Consider the following 24,124-nt stretch of genomic DNA (forward strand, 5'->3'; position numbering starts at 1 on the left):
TTAACGTTTAGAGTCAATCAAATGTATGCTGCATTCAAAAAAATACATTTATTCTATAAATTTAGCGAAATAATTCGCACTGATGAATAATTTATTCTAATTAATTTTCACAAACAGAAGAGTACGAGTTAAAAAAGAAAGGATAACAGGTTTGGTTTAAAATAATTATACCTGTCCTAAGTAGTGTTAAAGTTGATATCCTGTCAGATACTACGCCTTTTGAAGACTGGAATAAATGCAAAAGTGATGTAATTTGCGTTAAGCAACTTGACTTCAATAAAGTTTGTGTTAGTTAGCAGCATCTATTCGCAGGTGCTATTTTTAGCAACAGCAAATTTATTTTTTGTACGTTTCAGGAATTTTAGAATGCAATAGACCTCAAAAAATTCAAACCATCTATGGCTATGGACTCTTTTGAAGTTTCAATCTGTCTCCAGATAGAAGCAGCTTTTGCAATAATTTTCACATCTGGTGTGAAAGATTCAATGACAATATCTCCCTGGTAATTAATTTTTTCCAAAGCAGCAAAAATCCTGTCCCAATTGATCTGGTCGCCGCCAGGCGTTCCGCGGTCGCTGCCGGAAGCATGCAGCAGCCCTAATTTTTCACCTGCTTTAATAATGGCTAATGCCGGGTCTTTTTCTTCCAGATTCATGTGAAATACATCAAGATGCACCAGAAGTGATTCACTATCAACATCTTTGATCAAACGCATTGCCTGTTCGCAGGTATTTATAAAATCTGTTTCATAGCGGTTTAATGGTTCGATAGCCAGTTTTACATTGCGTTCCGCTGCATAAGCTGTTAATTTCTGCAAATTGGCTACGACAGTTTCCCATTGTTTTCTATAATCCTCTTCTGATACCAGATCTGCTCTGCCCACAGAAGAATAAATTGGCCCTGCAACCAGTTCACTACCTAAAACCGGAGCAATATCTATCAATTTTTCAATGTATTCCAATGAAGTTACCTGCTCTTTGCGGGTTCCGCGTAAATCCCGGCCCGGCCCGGTTGCAGCACAAACTGAACGACAGGTTAAACCATGATCGTCCAACGCTTTCCTGATTAAAACCGGATCAATGTCTGATGGTTCTTCCAGGGCAATTTCTACAAAATCGAATCCCCATTCTTTAAACTGCGGAAAGAAGGAAATGCTGTCATTTGTGAACGGAGAAGAAAATAAGTATGTGTTGATTCCGAATTGCATGATGAAGGATTTAATTCAAATTAAGAAGTTAAAAATGAAAGTTGCTACTGTAATACCGACGGATTATTATTTAAATAAATTATGCCAATCGTAACATCTGTCTTTTTTTAACTCCTTAATTTTATTGTCATCGTGTATTCCACGATATATGATTTATGCCGTCATAGTTTTTCCATTTACCACTTTACTTTGCCATGGTGTTTGGCTCCGTATACAAGCTTATTTCCCTTTTGTTTGTGTAAAAATCCTCACTCCTTTTTTATTTCCCGTTACAATATCAGGCAAACCGTCCTTGTTAATATCTTCTACAACAACATGTAATCCTGCACCCGAATCATTGTCAATTTCGTGTTTGGTCCAGGCCGGAGTTTTACCAGGAATATATTCGAACCAGTAAATTACAGCCGGTTCGCGTTCTCCCGGATCATTTCCATGATGCGCCCAAAAACGTTTTCCTGTAACCAGATCCGGATTGCCGTCACCATTGATATCTGCCAGCGCCATTCCATGCGATTGTGAAAATGATTTGTCAATTTCATGGGTTGTCCAGGTCTCATTGCCTTGCGCATCTTTTCCCTGTTCATGCCACCACATACCATAATCATGCGCAGAAGCGCTGATTACGTCATTTAATCCATCCCCATTTAAATCCAACACATACATTTGAGAACAATCTTTACCCAGATCGGCACGATGAAATTTCCAGTCTGCGTCTTTGGGATGTTTCCCAGGCCCTTCTGCCGGGCCTTCCCACCAGCCTTCTCTTACCAAAACATCTTTACGGCCATCGCCATTTATATCACCAAATCCGATCCCATGTGTGTACATGTGCGTCGACTGTTTTTCATCATTACTGATAATATATTGCTTCCATTCTGCTGTATCCCCTTTCATTTCGGGCGATTTAAGCCATATCACTTTTTTTGCAGTCGGGTCATTACAAAGTAAATCCAGGCGACCGTCTCCGTCAATATCCACCAGCGTCGGCGACTCATTTCCAACAGACGAATGAATTAAATGCCTCGCCCAGTGCCCCGGTTTATTTTTGGGATTTTCATGCCAGTAAGCAGCTTTCCCGGGCCAGTCAATCCGAATCAAATCGACCCAGCCGTCCTGGTTTACATCCATGGCAAAGTCGAGAAACGAGTCACTGTAACTTCCGTTTACAACAAACGTATCCGGTTTGGCCAGTTCATGCGCTTTCCAGTCGGGTGCTTCAAACCAGTATGCACCTGCCAGTACATCTTTTTTACCATCCTTATTTACATCACCCATTGCCGCTCCTTCGGAAATAAACCTGGTCGTAAGTATTTTTTTTGTAAATGAAACTGTCCCTCCTTTTTTCTGCTTCGTTTGCGCCTGACTTACTGTGCATATACACAACAGGAAGAATAAACAGCGAGACAATCCCATATATTTTTTAATATTAATCATTTGATACTTATTGGTTTAGGATAAAAACAAATCTGTGTTCACTTCAACTGGATTTTTAACAATTAACCATTATTACTTAACACTCAATAAATACTCCATCAAAGCATAAAAATCCTTTTCAGGAATAATATTTCTAAACTGGTCCGGCATCAGTGTGTATTTGGATGCGCGGTATTCTTTCATATCATTTTTAACAACTGAAAATTCCTGTCCGGACAGATCTGCAAAAACCATTGTTTCACCTTCCGTTCTGCGGTACAAGCCTGTCAGCGTTTTTTCATCTTTAAGCGTAATATTATAGGTCCTGAAAGCTTCTGTTATGTTTCTGTTTGGATCCAGTATTTTCTGTGTCAATGCTTTATTTCCCCAGTTTCCGATACCGTCCAGCTGCGGGCCAACCATTCCGCCTGCTCCCTGAATCTGATGACAAGTACTGCAATTCTGAGTAAAAACGATCTTTCCGGCGTCTGATAATGTATTGGTAGCTTTAAAACCGCTAATTCTTGTATCGATCAGTTTTTGCCGCTCTTCCCTTTCATCTGCACCTGAGGCCAGGAATGTATCCAGTTGTTTCTGCTGTTCTGTATTTGCATTTATCCCAAAGCGTTCTTTTACAGATATCTCGGTTGCAATATCCGGATTCGCCTCTTCCTCTTTAAAGGCATTGAGCAAGTAGGATATACCCTCCGAAGTGTTGGATAATACGGTCGCAATTACTATCTGCAAATTGCGGGCACCGCCAGCCAACTGTTTTTTAAGTATTTCATACACCGATGGTGACGGGACCTGGCCAATTAAAACAGCCAATTTTTCTCTCAAAACAGGTAGTTCTGCTGCATCATTAAATACATCTTCCAGTACAGCGACATTTTCCTTCGGATCAATACTCATTAAAGCACCCGCGGCGGCGCTTCTCACCTGATAATCTGTCCAGGTTGTTTTTACTAATTGCTTTAGAACTTGTTGCAGTGATTTAATTTTATACTCACCTGCTATCTCTGCCGCCATAACCCGCTGTTCAGCCACTACTGACGGGCTTTTTCTTTTTTCAGGAATTTCCAGCACGGCAGGTTCCAGTTTTCCAATTCCTACAGAACCAGCCATAGAACTATCCACTGCTTCAATATAACCCATTTGCCCTTCGTAACCGCTTAAATCAAAAGTGGCATTTTTTATAAGATCTTTTAACTGGCTCGTTTCTTTCTGTTCCAGCCGGTATTCACCAATTATTTTATTTTCTTGGGCAAGCCTTATTCTTACAAAATTGTTCGACAATCCCGTTTTTGATGCCTTATTATGAATATCATTGTCAAACACGTTCATTTTAAGAGAAACAGGTAATTTAAACGGCACCGAATACAATGTGCTTCTGGGTACATAACCGCTTTTTTCACTTAGTACGATCCGGAAAGCCGGCATTACTTCTGTAAGAAACTGGTCTGAAACGACCCACGGATTTATATTTTCACCCGTTTTTGTCACAGGCTTGCTTTTCCATATTTCACTTTCAGCCGAAATATTTTCCAGAAAATGGCTGGCAAGATTTATGCCCCAGTCTTCCATTTTTTTACCGGGTGGGATCCCGTTTTGTTTTACTCCTGCCCGTATCGTTTTATAAAGTGACAATTGAGTTTCGGGTTCATTTTGAAATTTTTTGGTGATCAGATCAACCACAGTTTCCAGCTGGTATGGTGATGCGTAACGGCCAATATATTCCAGATCATTAACCAGATCTTTGGAAGAGATTTCATGATTTATCACGTAATCCAATACAAACGAGGCTGCCGCAGTGGAAGGCACATCCAGCATCGCTTTTGTCAGTAATGCAAGCTGTTTATCATCCCATTTCATACCCGGAACTTTCCACATGACACCTTTATACCGAAGATTATTGCGTATTCCTAGCATTGCCGTATATCTCAGATGACTGTCTTCCATGTTTGTTCTTTCATACAAATCTATCAGATCATCCAGGTTTTCGGCTTGAGGAAATTTAGTTAGTATTTCAGCAGCAGTCCGTTGTATAAACGGGTCACTGTTCGATTTTAATGCGCCAATTACCAGATTGTAATGTATATCCGAAATGGAGTCTTTTTCCTTTAAAATCCTGAACGCATGGATCTGAATATCAGCGTTCGTACTATTCAATGCTTTATCCTGAATGTTGTCGTCTAAGGCATTCAGCCGGTACAGGATCCATAATCCCAAAACATAAGAATCTGTATCAGCAGCGTTTGAGGAAAGCATTGTTTTGACAGGATTGATGGCTTTATCCTTCCAGGTATCCACAATCCTGTCCGCCACTTTCAGACGGGTATTCAATTGTGGGTGTTTTAATCCTTCCAATAGCTGTTCAATTGTTGCTTTCGACCAGTCGGTAACTGTCATATCCTGATGAACCTGATCACCTTTGTACGTGATTTTCCAGATTCGACCACTTAGCCGGTCGCGTCCGGGATGGTTCAGCGCTACTTCGTAATGGCCAATGATACGGTTGTAAAAATCGGCAACGTACAAAGCACCATCAGGCCCGAGTTTTACATCCACCGGACGAAACCACGGGTCACTGCTTACCAGAAAAGGTTCTTCTTTATGTGAAGCAGGTGTAGAACCGTTGTAAGTTATCGTATTGCGGTCGATACGACAGGTGACAACATCGCCGGTAAAAAAACTTTTTCTGTATTTTTCAGGAAATTGTGTTCCCGTATAATAAACTAATCCGGCAAGTGCGGTAGAACCCAGTTCGTAATCCATCATTTCAGGAGCAAAACCAATTCCAACGGGTGCTTTTTTCCAAAATGCGGGTAATCCCCACCCGGAATCAGTTGTGTAATTGGTTTGGTATGGCAGTCTACTGAGTACAGGTATCCTTTTTCATCGTATGCATAACCGAAAGGATTTACCCGGCCAAAAGTCGTTTGCTCCACTCTGCTTCCATCCATTCGGACACGAAAAGTATTGCCTGAAATCATTTTAATGGAATCGCCATCGGTTCCTGCGACATTGGATGTATTGGAAAATCCATGACAAACATGCAGCCAGCCGTCATAACCACGCATCAGGTTATTCACCATTCCGTGTGTATCCTTGTGCCCGAATCCTCCTAACAAAATCTTTTTACTATCTGCTTTTCCATCGTTATCCGTGTCCCTGAAATAATACAGATTGGGAATGCTGTAAGCAATGGCGCCATCAGAAACGGGCATTATACCGATCGGAATATTCAGATTATCATCAAAATTTGTAAAACTATCCGCTTTCCCGTCCCCGTTTTTATCTTCCAGAATGGTGATCCTGTCTTTACCGTCCCCCATCCCGGCAGCAATCGGATATTCGGACGATTGCGTAACCCAAAGCCTTCCCCGGTCATCGAATTCCATATTGATCGGTTTGGTAATATCCGGTTCCGAGGCAAAAAGTGTTATTTCAAATCCAGGGGGAAGTTTAAAAGCAAGCCGTTCTTCTTCAGGCATTTTGAATTCACTTGTGCGGATATGTTCTGCATAAATATCCGGAACAGACGGTTTTTCTTTATTGACTATTGCCTTTTTTATTGTTTTGTTTTTGGGAGAATTACAGCTCTGCACAAAGAATAACAACAATATCAAATTGACAAGAACCGCTTTTGCATTCAGGTTTTTCAGAATTTTCATAAATTTGAAAGGGTTGTGCTGATGATCGTTTGGCGATTAGTTTGGCAAAATTATTTTCAGGCTTTTTATTCCTTATAATGATAATTAAACCTGCCAGCCGGCGCTACATCTCCATTTACCAGAAAATCCATAACATCGCCATCCTGCTGCATATTGTCTGACCATTTGAATTCAAAATCAAGTTTTCCATTAACTTCGAGTAAGGTTTTGGGGACTTTAACTTCGAGGCCATTGCCTTTCACCGAATACTCCAATTCACCGACTTTCTGCCAGTTCCAAGCTTCCTCACTTTTTTCCAGTATTGCTTTTTTATCAGGATTAATGCGGTTTACCACAAAATCATATCCTTCCCAGCCCGTATTTTTATTGCAGTCAATATTGATAAAAAGGCGCATCCAGCCTGGATTCTTTTTATTTGAAAGTTTTTCCGAAGTTTCTACATAGAAGTATACATGCTCATTATCACGTGCTACTTTGGCCAAAACAATGTCATTCCGTCCTGTATTATTGGTATAACGCAAACTTCCCCAACCAGGACTATTCCGATGAATGGTATTGCCTTTGTAGGAAGTAAATGCAGGTGTTATATTTTCCCATTCCTTAAATTTCCCGCCAATAGGGATAGTTATATTCGGAGCAACAGGCTGAGGCGCAGGAACTCCTTTGAACCGCCGGATATTGGAAACCATCTGGTAATAATAATTATCACCGTGCCCGCCCTTCATGGGTTCCACATCCCGGCTTCCTTCCTGATTAAACTCGTCCGGAAAAGCATTGGTCTGCTGTTGCCATACATCATAACGGCCTGCAATCCATTCATTCCAGCCTGTTATAAAAATAAATTCCGGATTGATTTTTAAAGCATTGTCCCATTGTTCCTGGAAATTATGCCCGTAATTGACCGCTCCCGGTTCTGTAATCTGTCCTTTTGCGTGGGTATAACTTCTGCCAAAAGAACCCGGTGCGTTCATGGCGGTAAGCCCTCTTTCTTTACTCCAGTTCTGGCCTACCCCAACCGTGGCCTGCTCAAAACCACCGTCCGTTTTTTTGACAAAACCATGCTGCGGCGTAATTTCCAGCCAGCCCCAATGATCCGGTTTTTCAGGTCCTTTGTTATAAACAGGCTGACCGCTGCGAAAAGTAAAGAATTCCTTCATTTCCTTCTGCATAATGGAATCGTTGGCTTTATTGGCAATATCACCAGCAAATTCAGGTGAAGCCATAATGAAAGGTTTTCCTTTCCAAATGAACCACAGATCTTTATACAAGCCCGGTTTATATAGGTCGGTATAAATTTCACGAAGAATTTCTTTACCGCCATCCGTTGTCCAGAATGGCAGCATGAATGCAATCTGAGGTGTTTTTACTCCATCTTTGCGTGCTTTTGTAAAAACCTCACATAATTTCATGTAAGATTCTTTCCAGGTAATGTTCCCGTTTGTGCAATCAAAAATAATGACATCCACTGCCGCGTCAGCCAGCATTTCAGCATGCTTCCGCAATACCCATTCGTCCGTATCCAGATAATACCCAAACAGCGGTTCAGCCCAGAACCAGGGGCTTTTTGCTTTTGGCCAGATCGGGTTTTTAAAATCATCAATCGCTTTGGGATCACGTGCCAGATATTCGGTAACATTCAGCGCCGGACTTTTTACACCCGGCTGTGTATGCCAGGTCCAATAAAAAAGCCCGACGAATTTATCTTTTTTAACTGGCCCAACCTCTTCAAAATCGGGAAGTTTTCGTCCTAATGCATCCGTAGCTGTGAGATTAGAAGCATTATTTCCCTGAAATGGTTGTGCAAAAAGAGTTGATGAGAGGAGGATTAATACAGATGTAATTGATAATTTGAAGCTCATTTACTTAAAGATCAAGAGGTTTAGCCTTACTATTCTGTTATTCGGTCACCATAAAATTAAACCGTCCGCCCGGAGCAGCGTCTCCGTTAACATACCAATCCAATGGGTCTGAATCGTTCTGCATATTATCCGACCATTTAAATTCAAAATTTAATGTGTTGGTAAAATCAGGAATTTCTTTTCTTGGAACGGTAATCATCATTTCGTTACCGGCAACTTTAAAGGATACATTCTTTACGTTTTTCCAGGAACTACCCGAATATTTCTGTAAAGTTTTACCACCCGTAATCCTGTAATCGTAACCTTTCCAGCCAGTAGTAGCCTTCTTATCAGTATCAATATAAAGCCTCATCCAGTTGTTACCCGAGTTAGGTGTAATGTTCGCTACTGTTTTAGCGTAGAAATAAATGCTGTTTTTATCTTTGGCTATTTTCAGTATTTCAAAATCGTTTCTGCCCGTATTATTGGTATAAATCGTTACCGGATCAGATTGCGCACCTGGATGATTCCGGGCTTGTGTATCTCCCACATAATCTTTATAATCCGGTTTGATATTTTTCCAGTCATTGAAATCCGTAATAGTTTTATCGGCTTCAAGCTTCGGATTTGCATCAATTCCTTTGTATTTTCTGATGTTACTTACCAGCTGCATATAGTAGTGGTCTTTCAGGTTTGCTGTCAGCGAAGGTTCGATATCGCGACTGTATTCCGGGCTTGCCTGATCACAAAACCAGGAATGTTCCGGATTATCATCATGGCTCGGAAATTTGCCGGCAATCCATTCGTTCCAGCCTGTAACGTAGATAAACGGTGTGTTTTGTTTTAACGCAAAATCCCATTGCTCTTGTACGTTATACCCGTAAGGCAAGTCTTTTTCAGGATTTCCGGGCGAACCGTTGTGATAACTTCTGCCCCAATTGTCTTTATTTCCATAAAATGCCGAACCGCCCATACCGGCAGTTGGGTTGGGGTGCTGGGAAACGGATACATTTACAATTTCCCTTTCACCTTTTGCATTGAGATAAACTTTCTGAGGACGCGTAAATTCTATCCAGGGCCAGCCACTGGTTTTCTGGCCTTCGGTCGGCCACTGGGATTCACGAAAGGTAAAAAAGGACAGGTAATCTTTTCCTGCTGCTTCTGCTGAAAGGCCGAGTATCAAAGGTTTTCCGTCCAGATAAAACCAGCATTCGGGATGGCTGTACGGTGCTCCATTTTTGTAAAAATTATCGTACGCTTCCTGCATGGTTTCGCCCGAAGAAGTATTGGTATAAAAAACAATTTTGGGTGGATTTTTCCCTTGCGCTCTTACGGCATCCATTGCTTTCATGAGCACATCGGCCTGTTTAGGATAAGTAAGCCGGTTTGTTGCATCTATCACAAGCAAGTCTACGCCTGCATCGGTAAGCAGCTGAATACTACGAAGGTGTACCCAATAGTCATCCGCTTTGTAATATCCGTAAATCGGCTGTCCCCAGTAATACATGCCAACATCTTTGCCTTTTCCAAAATCTCCCCAGTTCGGATTGTCAAAGTCATTTAATACTTCGGGATGTTTGGAAACAATTTCATGCAGGTCCCAGGATTTCCCCGGTGCTACGTCGTGCCATAAAAAATAAAACATGGCAACCTGCCTGTCGGACTTCGGGTTACCCACTACATCGTTTTGAGGAACAATGCGTCCAAGGTCATCGGTACCCGCCAAAGGCTGTGCGTAGCTAAAATCAGCCAATTGAAAAACAATGATAAAAAGGATAATGCCTGATCGGATGAATGATTTCAGCATGGTTTTAAGGGGTTTAGGTAAGTATTAAGAGTTTAGGGATATTTTGTAATGAATTATTTCTGATTAACCTGTTGCCATCTGATTGTCTTTTAAAATGTGTTATTTTGAAAGACAATCAGTGATAAATAGCCAAACTTCATCATTAATAATTAATCAATATTTCAATCCAGCCATCCCGGATTTTGCCAGTTAGCACCAGATAATCCGATAATTTTATTTGCTTCGCTCTGATCAATCGGATACATCAGATATTTATCTGAAAAAGCGTTTCTGTTTGGAAATTTAAATCTGCTGTATTTAAGAGTTGCGCCGGTTTTTGTGATCCGCATACCGGTTACAAACTTATCAGTATCGGTCAGGATCTTCCAGCGACGGACATCAAAAAAGCGGTGTTCTTCAAAAGCCAGTTCTACACGGCGCTCATTGCGGTATTTCTTCTCAAATGCATCTTTTGACATCCCGGCAGGAAAGCCCGGCATTCCCACTCTTGCACGGACTGCATTAACAGCTTGTCTGGCGCTCATTGAAGCACTGCCAACCGGTACGGCTGCATCAGGCCCTGCTGAATTATAAGCTGACTCTGCAAAATTGAGATACAATTCGCCCAGACGAAATAACCGGATTGCACCATCCGCATCATTTCCCTGTCCTGATCTGAAATTGTTGAACTTCCGCAAATAGTATCCAGTCCGGGTCTGTTTCCGGTTTATATCCGAAATCCCTTCCTGCCCGCCTACAAAAGTTTCTACCTTTTTGCCATCAGGCTGATCCAGGTTTCGAACCGCTCCATTATAATAAACTGATGCATAAAATCTTGGATCACGGCCGGCATAAGGATTGGCTTCATCGTATTTTGAAGCTGCATTGATGATCGGTGTCAACCGGTTAGCGTCCGAATATCCTGTAATTGGTGCTTCGCCATTTGCCATTTCGTAACTATCGACAAGCTCTTGCGTCGGGCAAGGGCCGGTTCTTTCCATTCCGGGATTCGTTGGTAATCCTGCAAAACGCCAAACCTGCATTTTCACTCCCGACTGATAAATAGTTTCTTTGTCTACTGCCCGCTGGTCGTTGGAACTGGTGAAAGCATACAACGCATAAGCATTCTGAGCAATATCAGCTGCCGGTTTTTCATCAAATAATTTATATCCGTTAGCAAGGCATTGAGATAAAGCTTCTGCGTTGATCGTTGTAGCATTGGCCCAGGTAAAAGTACCGTCAGACCACAGCGGACTGGCAGCATAAGTAACAGCCTGAGATTTGATGGCATATGCAACGGCACGCGTCATAATACCAAACTGATTATCATAAATATCCCACGGAAGCCCGTCGCGTGTTGCGGGATAAGACAATGCAACATCACAGTCGGCAAGGATAAATTTGACAACATCGGCAAAAGAGGAGCGTTTGTCCTGCGAAAAATCATGTTCCAGATCCAGCGGTTTATCAAAAATCGGAACACCTCCGTAGCGTTTTATGAGTTGCAAATAGTAAAGCGCACGTAAGGTATGTGCCTGTGCGGTCCAGGCTGCTTTTTCACCTTCTGGGTGCATAAACAGTGGCCGTTTTAATATTTTCAATAAAAACATTACACTTACGAATGCCAGTATAAAGAGAATCCCACGGGCTGCCATCAGAAGCATTAATCTTATAAGTAGCCGACGTTACATTGCCGCCATACCAGACAATATATTTGGAACCAGGTGTAATATCATCCGCATCCTGGGCTTCGTCTGTATAGGAAGCACGGTCCATATAAGGTTTGGGAGAATGTCCGTAACACGAATTGAGATAACCGCGGGTCCTGTTATAATCGCTGAAAACCTGGTCCATGGTAATGCGTCCGTCGGTGTCCAGATCCAGCTGTCCTTTGCATGAGAAAATCAGCCCAACGGTGGCTATAACAAAGAGAACATTGATATATTTTTTCATAATAAAAATCAGATTAATAAATTACTCCTGCTCATCAGAATACTACACTTACGCCTACATTATAAACCCGGTAAACAGGAAATGACGAATAGGCACTTCCCTCTTTAAATTCCGGCCCGAAATCCTTGGATTTCATCTTATCCCACGTGATCAGGTTTTGTCCGCTCAGAATAAATTTTACCGTTTGTGCCGAGATCGTTTTTGCCAGGGAAACGGGTAATGTATACGCCAGCTGTAAATTTTTCAGGCGCACATACGATCTGTTATAATTAAAATAGTCGTTGTTCTCCTGGTTTACCGTTTTGGCAAGAGAAAGTGCCGGTGCCGTAATATTATCTCCGTTTGCGTAGCGTTCGGGCGTCCACGCATTACTGTGTAATGAGCCAAAAACACCATCAAAATCCGTTTCATAAACACCCTGCCCGTTCAAAATAGTAGAATACTGGCCAACTCCCTGAAATAACACGCTCAGATCAAGGCCTTTGTAGGTAATGCCGGCGGACATGGCGTAGGTTGTTCCCGGAATTATACCTTTACCGATCGGGGCTTTGTCACGGTCATCAATTTTGCCATCACTATTCAGGTCCCTGTATTTGAGATCACCTAAACGCGGAACTCCAAAACCATATGTCAGATTGCTGTTGTCAAGATCAGACTGGGAATTAAAGAATCCGTTACCGTTGCTGTAATCAACCAGGTAGCCAAACTGCTGTCCGTAAGAATACCCTTCTTCCCAATTCCGGAATGCGTAATCTGTGGTCCGTAACGCTTCATTTAATTTAATGACCTTGTTTTTTGCATAACTGAACATTCCACCAGCATAAAAGCTAAAATCCTTATTGATCGTTTTGGTATAATTGGCAGTCAGGTCAACACCTTTGTTTTCAAATATCCCTGCATTGGTCTGCGGATAGTTTGCCAGCGGAATACCCTGATAAACCGGAATTGTAGCCAGTGCACTTACAACCATATTATCCATCCGTTCTTTAAACACATCCACCGAAACAGACAGATTTTTGAATAGACCCAGATCCAAGCCATAGTTTTGCTTGGTAGATATTTCAGCCTTGATATTTGGATTACCAACCTGTCCTTCAACAATATTATACTGCAGAGAACCAATCGGGCCACCGCCGGTAACTGTTACATTATCAAGATAAGCATAGCGCTGTAAACCGCTCTGATCATTGGCAGTTTTGCCATAAGAAGCCCTTAATTTCAGATTGCTCAGCCAGTTTACATCCGTTAAAAATGCTTCATTAGAGATAACCCAGGCTGCCGAAATAGCAGGAGTTGTTGTAAACCGGCTGGCTCTTGCATATTGTTCAGAACCCGAATAACCAAGGTCAACTTTGGCCAGATATCTGTTTGAAAAACCATAACTAGCCTCAAAACCGGAACTAATGCGGTTATAAGGCAACAAACCAGGTGAGGTGTTATCAGCCTTTGTAAGATTTTGATAAAACATATAAGCCATGCCTCCGATGCTGTGACGCCCAAAATCGCGTCTGTAGTTCATGTTGACCTTGTAAGTCAGGTGATAATAGTAAGAATGGCTTTTGCCATAAGAAAGGGGTGTATCGTTTTGTGCCCCTTTTTTGATAAAAGAAGGTGTAGAGGACGAATCATTTACTACAACATATCTTTCATAATCCTGTGTGGTGCTCAGGCTTCCGACAGAGTTAGTCTGGTAGGCCAGAACGCCGGACAAATTAAGTCCTTTTGTCAAAAACCCCATGTCCAGATCAAGGCCGAACTGAGAAGTAATGTTGGTCACTGTATGCCTGATATATCCCGTACGGTTCAGCATTCCATAAGTAGGTGATTCCACGCGTTCGGTAGTAATGACGTGCCCACCCGGATCGAGCACTTCACCATCCGAACCAACAATTTCCGGCGTGGTTGGCCCGTAAGTTGTTGGCGGGATCTGGAAAACACTTCCATAAACCGATTCGTTACTTAATCCCGGCGTACGTTCTCTCTTGACATTTCCGCTCAAACGGATAAATGCTTTGAGATATTTATTCAGGTTCATGTCCACATTGGAGCGGTAATTGACCCAGACATTATTTGCATTGGAATCATATCGCGGCTGATCTGTTTTGAACTGTCCACCCTGGTGCATGAAGTTGATATTGGAGAAGAACTGTACTTTATCGCTTCCTCCGGTCACATTTACGCTTGCGCGCTGCATAAAGGCAAATGGTTTGATATAGCGTTTATAAGAATTATTATTTGGATAAAGATCTCTGTTGGCGCCTGAACGATAACCTTCAATTTGCTGTGGGCTAAACAAATAGTTCTGGCCCAGGCCGTCATTAAAAGCTGCCTGATTTCTCATTTCCGCATAATCGGCAGAATTGTAAAAAGCCGGTTTGGTCGTTACCTCCTGCATGGACTGGTCAAATCTGGTTTTGATCTGCAATCCACCCTTTGTACCTCTTTTCGTAGTAACAACAATCAGTCCGTTCGCTCCCTGTATACCGTAAAGTGCCTGGGTCGAGGCATCTTTCAAAATGCTGATGGACTCAATTTCGTTGGCTGTTATATAGTCAAGCGTCTGGCTGCTGTTGTAAGAATTAATAATCCCGTCAATCATGACCAGCGGGCCGTTTTTTCTGGCTGCGGAAAGCCCTCTGATATACAGATCCGTTGTGGCGCGTGATAATTCTGAATACGTTTCCTGTGTTGTAAGTCCTGAAAGCCTTCCTGCCAAAGTTTGGGTAAGGTTGGCAACCGGTGACTTTTCAAGCTCCTCACCACTTACGGTAGCTACCGATCCGGAAATTTCACTGCGTAACTGCGAGGTGTACCCAAGCTGTACAATTTCATCTTTGTGATGCGGATCAACTTTCAGGCTTACATCAACATCCTGGTTTTCTACGATAGCTACTTTTTGCCTGGCAAATCCTTTCACAAAAAAAATGAGCGATTTACTGTCATCATCTACGCTCATGGTGTATTCTCCTTTTGCATTGGTAGATGTTCCGTTTTTGCCGTTTTCCGAATTAATTTCAACACCTGAAAGCGGCCTTCCGAACTCATCTGTAACAAGGCCGTTGATAGAGGCCGATACATCCTGCGCATGAAGCCCGGTCAAAAAGCAAGTCAGCATGAGGATAAACAGCACTGTTATTCTGATATAAAATTTATGTATCATATTGATTATCATTGAAAGTCAGTTAAAAAACCATTGCTGTTACCAACCTGCATTTTGCCAGTCTGAGCCTGTAATTGCCCTGAGCCGGTTTGCCTCATCCAGCGGCACAGGCACCCATAAAAATTTATTGGTATAATTTTTACGTTCCACATTACGGACATTCCTGCGGGCGTAACTGTACGTTCCATCAGCTTTCCGGGTAATTTCCATTGCCGTGATCCATCTGTCTGTTTTGGCAAGATCACCCGTCGGAGCTGACCAGCGGCGCAGATCAAAATACCGGTTTTCTTCCATGGCCAGTTCCACTCTGCGTTCATTCCGGATGCGCTGGATCAGTTCATCTTTCGATAATCCGGCAGGCAGATCAGGCATTCCGGCTCTTTTGCGGATTTCGTTTACAGCAGCTATTGCCTCGACAGACTGCCCGGCTTCGGCTGCTGCCTCAGCAAAATTCAGGATTATCTCTCCCAGCCTGAACAGTTTATAATTTGCTCCGCCAATCGGATTGTCGTTTCCTGAATTAGGATGCAGGAATTTTCTTTCATAATAACCTGTACGTGTAGCCTTTCTGGTAGTCGAATGGATTCCGGTTTGCGGTTCGTTCACATAAGTGGCAATAATTCGTGCGCGGTTTCCGATCGGAGCCGGATAGTTTTCGAATGATTCAGGTGCTTCTGCAAAATTCCACATGGCTTTCCTTTTTGACCCATTGTAATAAATGGAAGCATAAAAGCGCGGATCCCTGTTTTTGTACGGATCATTCGGATTGTAAAGGGTATTAGCTGCGTTGTAATTCGGCTGCAAATGTTTCTCATCCGCATATGGGTTGGCCAGATTCAAAACCGGTTTTCCGTCTATAGTTTCGTAAGCATCTACCAGTTCCTGAGATGGGCAGGTACCGGATTTATAACCATCCTGAGATCCGATCCCGTCAATATCCCATATATTCCCCTGGCCTTCACGGCTCTGGAAAATGGTTTCCCTGTCAACCGGGCTGCCGGTGTAAGTCATTGTTTGTGTAAAATATTCGTTGTAGAGCGCTGTATTTACATTTTTGTTGGGGCCTAAATAAGCATCATCCGACAGATAAGTCTGTGGAAAATTGACTTTATTATACAGCTCGTAACCATTCGCTCTCAGATTGGCAAGAGATGTTTTATTGATCAGGTAAGCATCCTGCCAAAGATTTGCTCCACCGTTATTAAGCGGACTTGCAGCAAAGAGGATCATCTTGGATTTTACAGCTTCTGCAAGTGCTTTGCTCACACGGCCTGCTTCTGCATCCGTTGTAATGCGCCATGGTAATTCGGAAGTAGCAAGCGCAACATCGCAATCTTCAATTATGAATTTTACAACGTCGTAATAACTCTCCTTTTTAACACCCGAAAAATCTGCCGAAAATTCGTACGCTTCACGTTCGATAGGCAAAGCCGGTCCAAACCATTTCAGTAATTCTGAATAATAATAGGCCCGCAGTAAATGTGCTTCGGCTTTCCAGCGATTTCTTTCAGCCGGACTCTTTACAGTTGCCTCATCAATCCGACTAATGAAAATGGTACAGTTACGAATGGCTGCCCAATAATTTGCCCAGTAATTACCATTGCCTGCGTCCGCACTGATGTTGGTAATCGGGTGGCTTCCCGCAGATGCATCGCCATTGTACATCCGTCCCGACATAATCCAGGATTCGGCTTCTGCATCGGTATCCCAGGCGTCGTCACTCCAGTCAACCGGGCCTCTGCTCCAGAAGAAATAACGGGTTCCTTTTACAGGAATATTGGCATAACAGCTGTTAAGAAAGGCACCAACTTTATTATTATCCTCAAAGATCTGATCCATGGTGAGCTTTCCGTCAGGTGCCATGTCCAGTGTATCTTTGCACGAACCCAATAGCAGTATCAACACTGTTAATGAGAATGTTATATATCTGATTTTCATAATGTTCTGGTTTTGGAATTAGAAAGTAATGTTTACACCAAAATTGATCATTCTGGTAACCGGATAACCCAGCGGATCATTATTCTCCGGATCAAGATGGTTCATTCGCAAATGATCCCATGTCAGCAGGTTTTGTGCACTGGCATAAACTCTCAGCTTCTGAACCCCGATCATCTGAAGCGATGCTTTTGGAAGTGTATAACCCAGCACCAGATTTTTCAAACGCGTAAATGACCGGTTCATAATAAAAAAGTCATTGGCCGTATGGTTCGTTGTGCTGTGCGTACTCAGCGCGGGATAAGTGATCTTTTCACCATTTGCAAAACGTTCGGGCGTCCAGGCGGTTTTATGGTAATCGAAGTAAGTACCTCTGATGATGTATTCATATACACCTTGCTGAGCGTAGTTCATGCTATATTTGCCTACACCCTGAAAAAATGTTGTAAAGTCAAAACCTTTGTAATCGACAGATAGTGAAAGGCCGTAGGTAACGCGTGGAATCCCTGAATATCCGATGGGCGACTGGTCTTTATCATTAATAACACCGTCCTTGTTTAAATCGACATACTTGAAATCCCCGACACGTGGCTCACCAAAACCGTAAGTGGTTTTGCTTAGGTATGAATCCAGCTCTTCTTTGGAATTGAAATAACCGTTTCCATTGCTGTAATCAATTTTATAACCCCAAGTCTGCTGCAAAGAAAAACCAGTACTCCTGTATCTGTAAGCGTAGGTTTCATCACGGCTTACTTCATCCAGGAACTTCACAACATTACGGTTATAACCATAATTACCCCTTACCATAATAGTAAGATCTTTGGCAATAGCTTTGTTGTAAGTCAGCTCGAATTCATAACCTTTGTTATCAACCAGCCCCATATTCACCTTTGGGATATTACCCAGCGGTACTCCCTGAAATTCAGGAACGGTCCCTCTGGAAATCAGGATATTACTACGTTTTTCTTTAAAAACATCTACCGATAAGCTCAGGTCCCTGAACAATTGAAGATCAACGCCATAGTTTTGCTTTTTGGCAACTTCCCAGGTAATGTTCGGATTCCCCAAAAGTCCCTGGCTCACTCCCTGCCCCAACCCTAAACTTGGCAACGAACCTCCTCCCATGGTAATATTGCTCTGGTACAAAAACCTTGGGCTGGTTTCCCTTGTTTGCCCCAGAATGTCATTACCTACCTTACCATAAGATGCGCGCAATTTCAGGTTTGTTATGAATTTGTTGTTCTTCATAAACTCTTCGTTAGTTACGATCCAGCCGGCCGATACTGCCGGAAAAAAACCGAAACGCTTATCCGGTGCAAACTGTTCGGAACCGTTGTACCCCATATTAACTTCTGCCAGATAGCGGCTGTCAAAAGCATACGTGGCTCTTGCTGCAACCCCTAATACGTTATAAGGAATTTCACCATTGGTTGATTCCCAGTTATCGCGCTGTGCCAGGATCATTCCACCTACATCGTGTTTATTTCCAAACAAACGCGAATAATTAAGTGAACCCTGCATGTTAATATTGTAGCGGGAATTGGCACCTTTAGACAAGGAAAGCAATCTTTCATCCGATCTTTTCACTGCATAGCTCAGCATATCCGTTGTTGTATTCACCTCCGCCAGATACAATCGTTCTGACTTGCTTCCCTGCATGGCTGTTGTTGCCCTCGAATCATAGGAGATCATTCCTTTAATACTCAATCCTTTTGCAATCGTATTGCTCAAATCCCACTCCATGCCGTACGATGCATTCAGGTTTGACCTTACTTCATTACGATAACCAAACCGGTTCATAATTTCAAATGCAGAACGGTCCATATAACCAGGGTCAACAATTTGACCGGGAGCTACACCAAATCCGTCGATTGTTACCGGGCCGGGTGTGATCGGAAGTACAGTTTGTGCCTGATAAAGAAGGTCTCTCATCATCCAGTTGGTATCATCGCCATACAGCCAGGCTGCCGGCATATTTACCTGCTCAATGTAACTACCGATGTTCAGGAATGCTTTGAGGGAATTGGTAACCTTGTAATCTATATTAGCCCTGAAATTATACCGGTCCATTTTAGAAGAAGGATCATACCCCAAAACAGATTTTGGCTGGGTATTCAGATTTCCTCCCTGATGCAGATAGGCGCCATTTACAAAATATGAAACCTTATCAGTACCACCGCTTACATTCATATTTACACGGGTTTGTGGTGCAAAACGGGAGATGTATTCACGATAATAATCATGATCAGGATACATGTAATTTCTCAATTTCGCCTTTGCAGCATATTCAGGATCATTCGGATCCAGTCCGGCCAGCGGATTTGCATATTTATCCATGATCTCCTGTGTAAATGGCAGCGGTGTAATTCCATCGTTCTGAGAAGCTTCATTTCTCAGCTTCATATATTCCAGTGAATGAAGGCGTTCAGGTTCCCTTGTGAAAGATGAATAACTCTGCTCGGCATTTAAAGTCAATGAAGTTTTGCCTGCTACACCACGCTTTGTAGTGATCAGGATCACGCCATTGGCACCTCTTACGCCAAATACTGCCGTTGCTGATGCATCTTTTAATACCGAAACCGAGGCGACTTCATTGGCATCAAGTGTACGGATATTGTCACGCGGAACTCCGTCAATCAGAATCAGCGGGCCCGTTCCATTCGTAGTAGCCGCACCACGCAGGTACATGGTGGCATCATCACGCCCCGGCTGTCCGCCACCGGATTGAATGGAAGTTAATCCCGGAAGGCGGCCAGATAACGCATTGGCTAAACTTGCAGAGGAATTTTGCTGCAATGCTTCACTATTAATGGAAGAGACCGCACCTGTTACGGATACTTTTTTCTGTTCACCGAAACCTACTACGACAACTTCTTCCAGTGCCCTTTCGTCAACTTTCAATGTTATGTCCAGCGTAGACATATTCCCGACCGCAATTTCCTGGCTCAGATAACCCACAAAACTAAAAATCAGAACTGGCGCATCATCGCCTACAATAAGCTGGTAAGTACCTTCCGTACTGGTAGTTGCACCTTGTGTTGTGCCTTTTACTACAACGCTTACACCAGGCAGCGGATCTCCTTTTTCATCTGTAACCTTACCTTTCACAGTTTTGTCAGGCACGGGTACAGATTGTGTTAATTTTCCCTGAGCAGAATTTTTTAACAGGCTGCCCGTTTCCAGAACTGACTTTTTCTTTGCACCCCGTTTTAGTAAAATCGTTTTTTTCTTCGATACTTCATAAGAAATATCAAGCGGGTTCAGAAGGTTTTCCAATATAATTTCAAGACGTTCATCCTGACTGTTAAAGGAAACTTTCCTTCCAGCCCGGATTACTTCATGGCTATATACGAAGCGCACTTTGGTCTGGCTTTCTATTTTTTCCAATATTTTTTCAACATCCATATCCACTACCGATATAGATATACGTTGATCTAAAATTTCCTGTGCACGCAGATCATGGGCAAATGAGCTGCTTACAAAAAGCAAAGAAATTATAAACTGGAGTATAATAGTCCTCCATGGTTTAATCAGAATTTCGTCTGGTTGCCGACGTTTTTGCATAATTGAATGGGTTTCTAATTGTAGAAAAGTATCGTTTACTTCCTGAGCCGTCCGGTTTTTAACCGGACGTATTTGTTTAATTACACTGTCAAAAAATTCCTGAAGATTATATAAAGCATTGGCTGCTTTCGTGTTGAGCAAATTTCCTTACCCATAGGCATTCATTTTATTGATCGTTAAAATTGTACGTACTATTTATTCCCTGCATCCATTAGAAAATACCGTTATAATTCCGTTGTCAGTCTCATATCTGGCATTCACTATAGCGCATATCATGTCAAGTTTTTCTAATACCGGTTCGTCACTAAGTTGTGCGGTGATCGTACAGCCTTCCGTTATCTTTTTATCGAAGTTTATCTGCACGCCATACGTTTTTTCCAGTGTGGCAAATGCTTCCTTCAATGGTGTTCTTTTAAATACAAAATCCTGTGATTCAATGGATAAATTTATCAGTACAGGACGATCTACTTTTCTTGTTTTTATATCCAGGCTTTCCCTGTCTAATGTCACCAGCTGATTTGGGCTTAATGTTATTGTTTTCTTTTCCAAATCGGCCGATGATCCGCCATTTTGGTTTAAAGCTGAAACCTCTACAATTCCCGTTTTTACGACCAGTTGTACTTCTTTATCCTGTCCATTTGCCTTTATACTGAAACTGGTTCCGGTAACACGGGTTCTCATTTCGCCGGAATAGACAAAAAATGGCTGTTCAGGATTTTTTTCCACTTCAAAAAAGGCTTCTCCCAACAGGTAGACTTCTCTTTTATCAGGAGCGAATTCTACTGGATAGCTGATACGGGCATTTTGTTTTAAAACCACTGAACTTCCATCAGGCAAGCTGACCAGCTTAATATTTTTATCACTGTTGATAACTTCCTTCATATCGGAGCGCTTCAGGTTTTCCAGCATCGTATAATACGGCTGAGGCGCAGGAAATAATCTCTCCCAATAATAACCTCCCAGTCCGGCTGTCAATAACACCACAGCTGCTACCTGTAGCCATTTGCCCTTCCACCAGGGATTTTTTTCATTTTTATCTTCAACTGAGATGGTACTTAGCAATGTGAAAATTCTGGATTTAACTTCCTGTTCAGAAATAGAATCCAGTTCTCCACGGACAGACAAAAGGATATTTTTTGCCTGTTCAATATTATCGCGCTGTGAGGGTGTGTTTTCGAGAAAAGTAAGCCAGAATCTGTCCGATTCATTCCTGTAGACCCAGTTACGAAACTTTGGATCTTCAAGCCAGTCCTTTACCCCGAAGTCATTATAATTATTCATGAAATTGTCAAATTATTCACTTCTGATACGATGAGTATCGTGGAAGTAAATAGTACCCATGACTTTGAAAATATTTAGTATATTTTCAATAAAAAATTTCAAGTATCGGTTACCAGAGAATGGTATTCAGGATCAGTGTAAGCAGAATGGTATTGAATTGCCAGTATTCGCGGAGTTTCTGGATCCCATACTGAAGGTAATTGGCAACAGCCTGACGCTGTAAACCCATTATTTCACCAATTTCTTCGTAGGAAAGATTTTCGTAGTATTTAAGGTATAGAGCTTCGCGCTGCCTTTTGGGAAGAAGTTCTATGGCATGCCGGAGCCGGTTACTTGTAAGCTGATCTGTTTCGGTTAAAATCCAGTCTGATTCCGGTGAGGCATCTTCCGTTTCTACCTCATTCCGGGAAATATCCGAAAATACAGATTGCTTCTTAATCCGACGAATGAGGTTGTTTCTTAAGGACTGAAATAAATAAGGTTTAATAGCTAAAATGTAAGTCAGGGATTCACGTTTTTCCCAAATATCCAGAAACAGATCCTGGATACAATCCTGAATCAGGTTGCGATCCGTAGTGAACCTTGTTCCGTAATGATGCAACGTTTTATAGTTATGCTCTGCGATTTCTGCAAAAGCGTTTTTGTCTCCGCGACAAAACTGTTGCCAGCGCGTAGATTGATATATGTCGTGCAGATATTCGGTTTGCTTCACAAAAGTTACGGACAGAATTTACGTTGATACAAATCAGCACCACTTCAATACATCCAATTATTTCTTGTAATTGGTATGTAAATATCCATAGACACATTACCTCAACTGTCCTGCCCTATCATGCTTTCATCAAAAAAATTCTACGATTTAATCTGTTTTAATTTAAAAATATAGAACATTTCTATTTTATACTATAGAAAATAAACCATTCAGGAGTTAAGCTTCATTAGGTTTAATCTCAATGATCCTTCGTTTCTGAATGGTATATATTTTGAATTTCAAATACCGGATCTCCGGTGCAGCTTTAATTAATTATTCCTTCAGGTAGTTTCCGTAACCTACAATCAATACGGAAAGGATGATAACAAGTATGCCTGCAATAATGGTAGTCAGTGTTTTTTTAGTAATTCCATTCCATTCTTTCAGGATCAATCCCCATGAATTGGCAACCAGAATGATGAACGCCATGTGCAGGATCCAGGAACTTGCGCCGTTACCCAGCTTGCTTTCTCCCATTCCGTAAAAAAAGAACTGTAAAAACCAGGTTGTTCCGGCCAAAGCCGAAAATATATAGTTTGAAAGTAAAGGTGTTTTTGTATCTGTATAATTACCAAAAGTTTTGTTACGAGCGTTCAGGATCATACACCAGGTGAAGTTTGTTGTCAGCCCTCCAAGTAAAATAACTATATATGTTACGTTGTTCTGAAAAAGAAACTCTCCGTCACCAGGATTGGATGCTTTCCAGATTTCGTTGGCTTCCTGTGCCATTACCTTTCCTGCATCAATTCCGAATGCAAAACAAGCACTTAAAATACCTGAAATAATCGCAACAGTTAATCCTAAACCAATTTTAAACTCAGATTGATCGTCGGCGATGTAACCGCTTTTTTTGAGGTCGTGATCCTTCATCGAACCTGCCTTTCCACAAATGATAATACCGATCACACAAACCAGCAGGCCAAGCAAAACCATTTGCCCCCAGCTGCTATTGAATATATCAGAGATAGAATCTTTACCTGGCGATGGATTGAACTGGTAATAAATAGATGGTATCAAAGAGCCAAAAACAGAAGATATTCCTAAAATGATAGAACTTCCGAGCGAAACACCCAGATAACGCACGCCCAAACCGTAGGTAAGGCCACCAATTCCCCAGAGTACTCCGAAAAAATAAGTCAGTGCCAGAATGCCGCCATTTGTATGCGCAATGATGTCAGTGAAACCGGGAATGGTCAGATAGGCTGCAATCGGGGGCACGATGAACCAGGAAAAAAGACCGCCAACAATCCAATAAGATTCCCAGGCCCAGCCTTGTACTTTTTTGTAAGGAATGTAAAAACTACCGGAAGCAAAACCACCAATGAAATGAAAAAGTACGCCTAAAAGAGCTTGCATGAGGTTAGATTGTTAGTGTTTCGGCCGGAAATGATTTTTACCCAAAATCAATCCATCCGTAAATTGCTATGCTATACATCACCCTGCATCCTGTACCGTACTGGTTCAATACACAAACTTTTTAGGTTTTTCTATTAAAAAAAGTGCTGTTTAACGTATAACATCAGTTAAGCAACTGAATATAAGTATCTACTTGGAATTGGGAT

14 protein-coding genes are annotated in these 24,124 nt (G+C 42.0%); all 14 read right to left on the minus strand.

Features of this window, described 5'->3' with window-relative positions:
- Positions 1-361: 361 nt before the first annotated feature.
- The gene (locus KZC02_RS12175; protein WP_221394341.1) at positions 362-1,207 is read right to left on the minus strand and encodes a sugar phosphate isomerase/epimerase; all 846 of its coding nucleotides are present in this window, start codon (positions 1,205-1,207) and stop codon (positions 362-364) included.
- Positions 1,208-1,426: 219 nt separating this feature from the next.
- Positions 1,427-2,641 carry a VCBS repeat-containing protein gene (locus KZC02_RS12180; protein WP_229254225.1) on the minus strand — a complete coding sequence of 405 codons (1,215 nt, stop codon included), beginning with the start codon at positions 2,639-2,641 and terminating at the stop codon, positions 1,427-1,429.
- A 72-nt stretch (positions 2,642-2,713) separates the two neighbouring features.
- Complete coding sequence (locus KZC02_RS12185; protein WP_221394342.1) at positions 2,714-5,398, minus strand: c-type cytochrome; 2,685 nt, start codon at positions 5,396-5,398, stop codon at positions 2,714-2,716.
- Complete coding sequence (locus KZC02_RS12190) at positions 5,395-6,294, minus strand: PVC-type heme-binding CxxCH protein (RefSeq protein ID WP_221394343.1); 900 nt, start codon at positions 6,292-6,294, stop codon at positions 5,395-5,397. Before KZC02_RS12190 ends, KZC02_RS12185 begins: the two co-directional genes overlap by 4 nt.
- Before the next feature lie 65 nt (positions 6,295-6,359).
- Complete coding sequence (locus tag KZC02_RS12195; RefSeq protein ID WP_221394344.1) at positions 6,360-8,153, minus strand: hypothetical protein; 1,794 nt, start codon at positions 8,151-8,153, stop codon at positions 6,360-6,362.
- A 37-nt stretch (positions 8,154-8,190) separates the two neighbouring features.
- Positions 8,191-9,939, minus strand: a complete 1,749-nt coding sequence (locus KZC02_RS12200) for a hypothetical protein (RefSeq protein WP_221394345.1) — start codon at positions 9,937-9,939, stop codon at positions 8,191-8,193.
- A 161-nt stretch (positions 9,940-10,100) separates the two neighbouring features.
- Entirely contained in the window at positions 10,101-11,492 is a 1,392-nt protein-coding gene (locus KZC02_RS12205) for a RagB/SusD family nutrient uptake outer membrane protein (protein ID WP_221394346.1), read from the minus strand.
- Positions 11,476-11,871 carry a hypothetical protein gene (locus tag KZC02_RS12210; RefSeq protein ID WP_221394347.1) on the minus strand — a complete coding sequence of 132 codons (396 nt, stop codon included), beginning with the start codon at positions 11,869-11,871 and terminating at the stop codon, positions 11,476-11,478. The genes KZC02_RS12205 and KZC02_RS12210 overlap by 17 nt, the downstream gene beginning before the upstream one ends.
- 34 nt (positions 11,872-11,905) lie before the next feature.
- A complete protein-coding gene (locus KZC02_RS12215) occupies positions 11,906-15,031 on the minus strand; it encodes a SusC/RagA family TonB-linked outer membrane protein (RefSeq protein ID WP_221394348.1) in 3,126 nt (1,041 codons plus the stop codon).
- A 39-nt stretch (positions 15,032-15,070) separates the two neighbouring features.
- Positions 15,071-16,969 (minus strand): RagB/SusD family nutrient uptake outer membrane protein, encoded by a 1,899-nt coding sequence (locus KZC02_RS12220; protein WP_221394349.1) that lies wholly within the window; start codon positions 16,967-16,969, stop codon positions 15,071-15,073.
- A gap of 18 nt (positions 16,970-16,987) precedes the next feature.
- A complete protein-coding gene (locus KZC02_RS12225) occupies positions 16,988-20,671 on the minus strand; it encodes a TonB-dependent receptor (protein WP_221394350.1) in 3,684 nt (1,227 codons plus the stop codon).
- A 54-nt stretch (positions 20,672-20,725) separates the two neighbouring features.
- A complete protein-coding gene (locus KZC02_RS12230; RefSeq protein WP_221394351.1) occupies positions 20,726-21,811 on the minus strand; it encodes a FecR family protein in 1,086 nt (361 codons plus the stop codon).
- A gap of 109 nt (positions 21,812-21,920) precedes the next feature.
- Positions 21,921-22,523 carry an RNA polymerase sigma factor gene (locus tag KZC02_RS12235; protein WP_221394352.1) on the minus strand — a complete coding sequence of 201 codons (603 nt, stop codon included), beginning with the start codon at positions 22,521-22,523 and terminating at the stop codon, positions 21,921-21,923.
- A gap of 312 nt (positions 22,524-22,835) precedes the next feature.
- Entirely contained in the window at positions 22,836-23,918 is a 1,083-nt protein-coding gene (rhaT, locus tag KZC02_RS12240) for an L-rhamnose/proton symporter RhaT (protein WP_221394353.1), read from the minus strand.
- Positions 23,919-24,124: the final 206 nt, after the last annotated feature.

Origin of the sequence: Dyadobacter sp. NIV53 (assembly GCF_019711195.1) — a bacterium.
Classification (GTDB): domain Bacteria; phylum Bacteroidota; class Bacteroidia; order Cytophagales; family Spirosomataceae; genus Dyadobacter.

Bases quoted from the DNA above. Each gene is read 5' to 3' on its own strand.
- KZC02_RS12195 (WP_221394344.1), bottom strand. From the start codon at position 8,153: ATGAGCTTCAAATTATCAATTACATCTGTATTAATCCTCCTCTCATCA.
- KZC02_RS12210 (WP_221394347.1), bottom strand. From the start codon at position 11,871: ATGAAAAAATATATCAATGTTCTCTTTGTTATAGCCACCGTTGGGCTG.
- rhaT (WP_221394353.1), bottom strand. From the start codon at position 23,918: ATGCAAGCTCTTTTAGGCGTACTTTTTCATTTCATTGGTGGTTTTGCT.
- KZC02_RS12205 (WP_221394346.1), bottom strand. From the start codon at position 11,492: ATGCACCCAGAAGGTGAAAAAGCAGCCTGGACCGCACAGGCACATACC.
- KZC02_RS12215 (WP_221394348.1), bottom strand. From the start codon at position 15,031: ATGATACATAAATTTTATATCAGAATAACAGTGCTGTTTATCCTCATG.
- KZC02_RS12220 (WP_221394349.1), bottom strand. From the start codon at position 16,969: ATGAAAATCAGATATATAACATTCTCATTAACAGTGTTGATACTGCTA.
- KZC02_RS12175 (WP_221394341.1), bottom strand. From the start codon at position 1,207: ATGCAATTCGGAATCAACACATACTTATTTTCTTCTCCGTTCACAAAT.
- KZC02_RS12185 (WP_221394342.1), bottom strand. From the start codon at position 5,398: ATGATGGATTACGAACTGGGTTCTACCGCACTTGCCGGATTAGTTTAT.
- KZC02_RS12200 (WP_221394345.1), bottom strand. From the start codon at position 9,939: ATGCTGAAATCATTCATCCGATCAGGCATTATCCTTTTTATCATTGTT.
- KZC02_RS12180 (WP_229254225.1), bottom strand. From the start codon at position 2,641: ATGATTAATATTAAAAAATATATGGGATTGTCTCGCTGTTTATTCTTC.
- KZC02_RS12230 (WP_221394351.1), bottom strand. From the start codon at position 21,811: ATGAATAATTATAATGACTTCGGGGTAAAGGACTGGCTTGAAGATCCA.
- KZC02_RS12190 (WP_221394343.1), bottom strand. From the start codon at position 6,294: ATGAAAATTCTGAAAAACCTGAATGCAAAAGCGGTTCTTGTCAATTTG.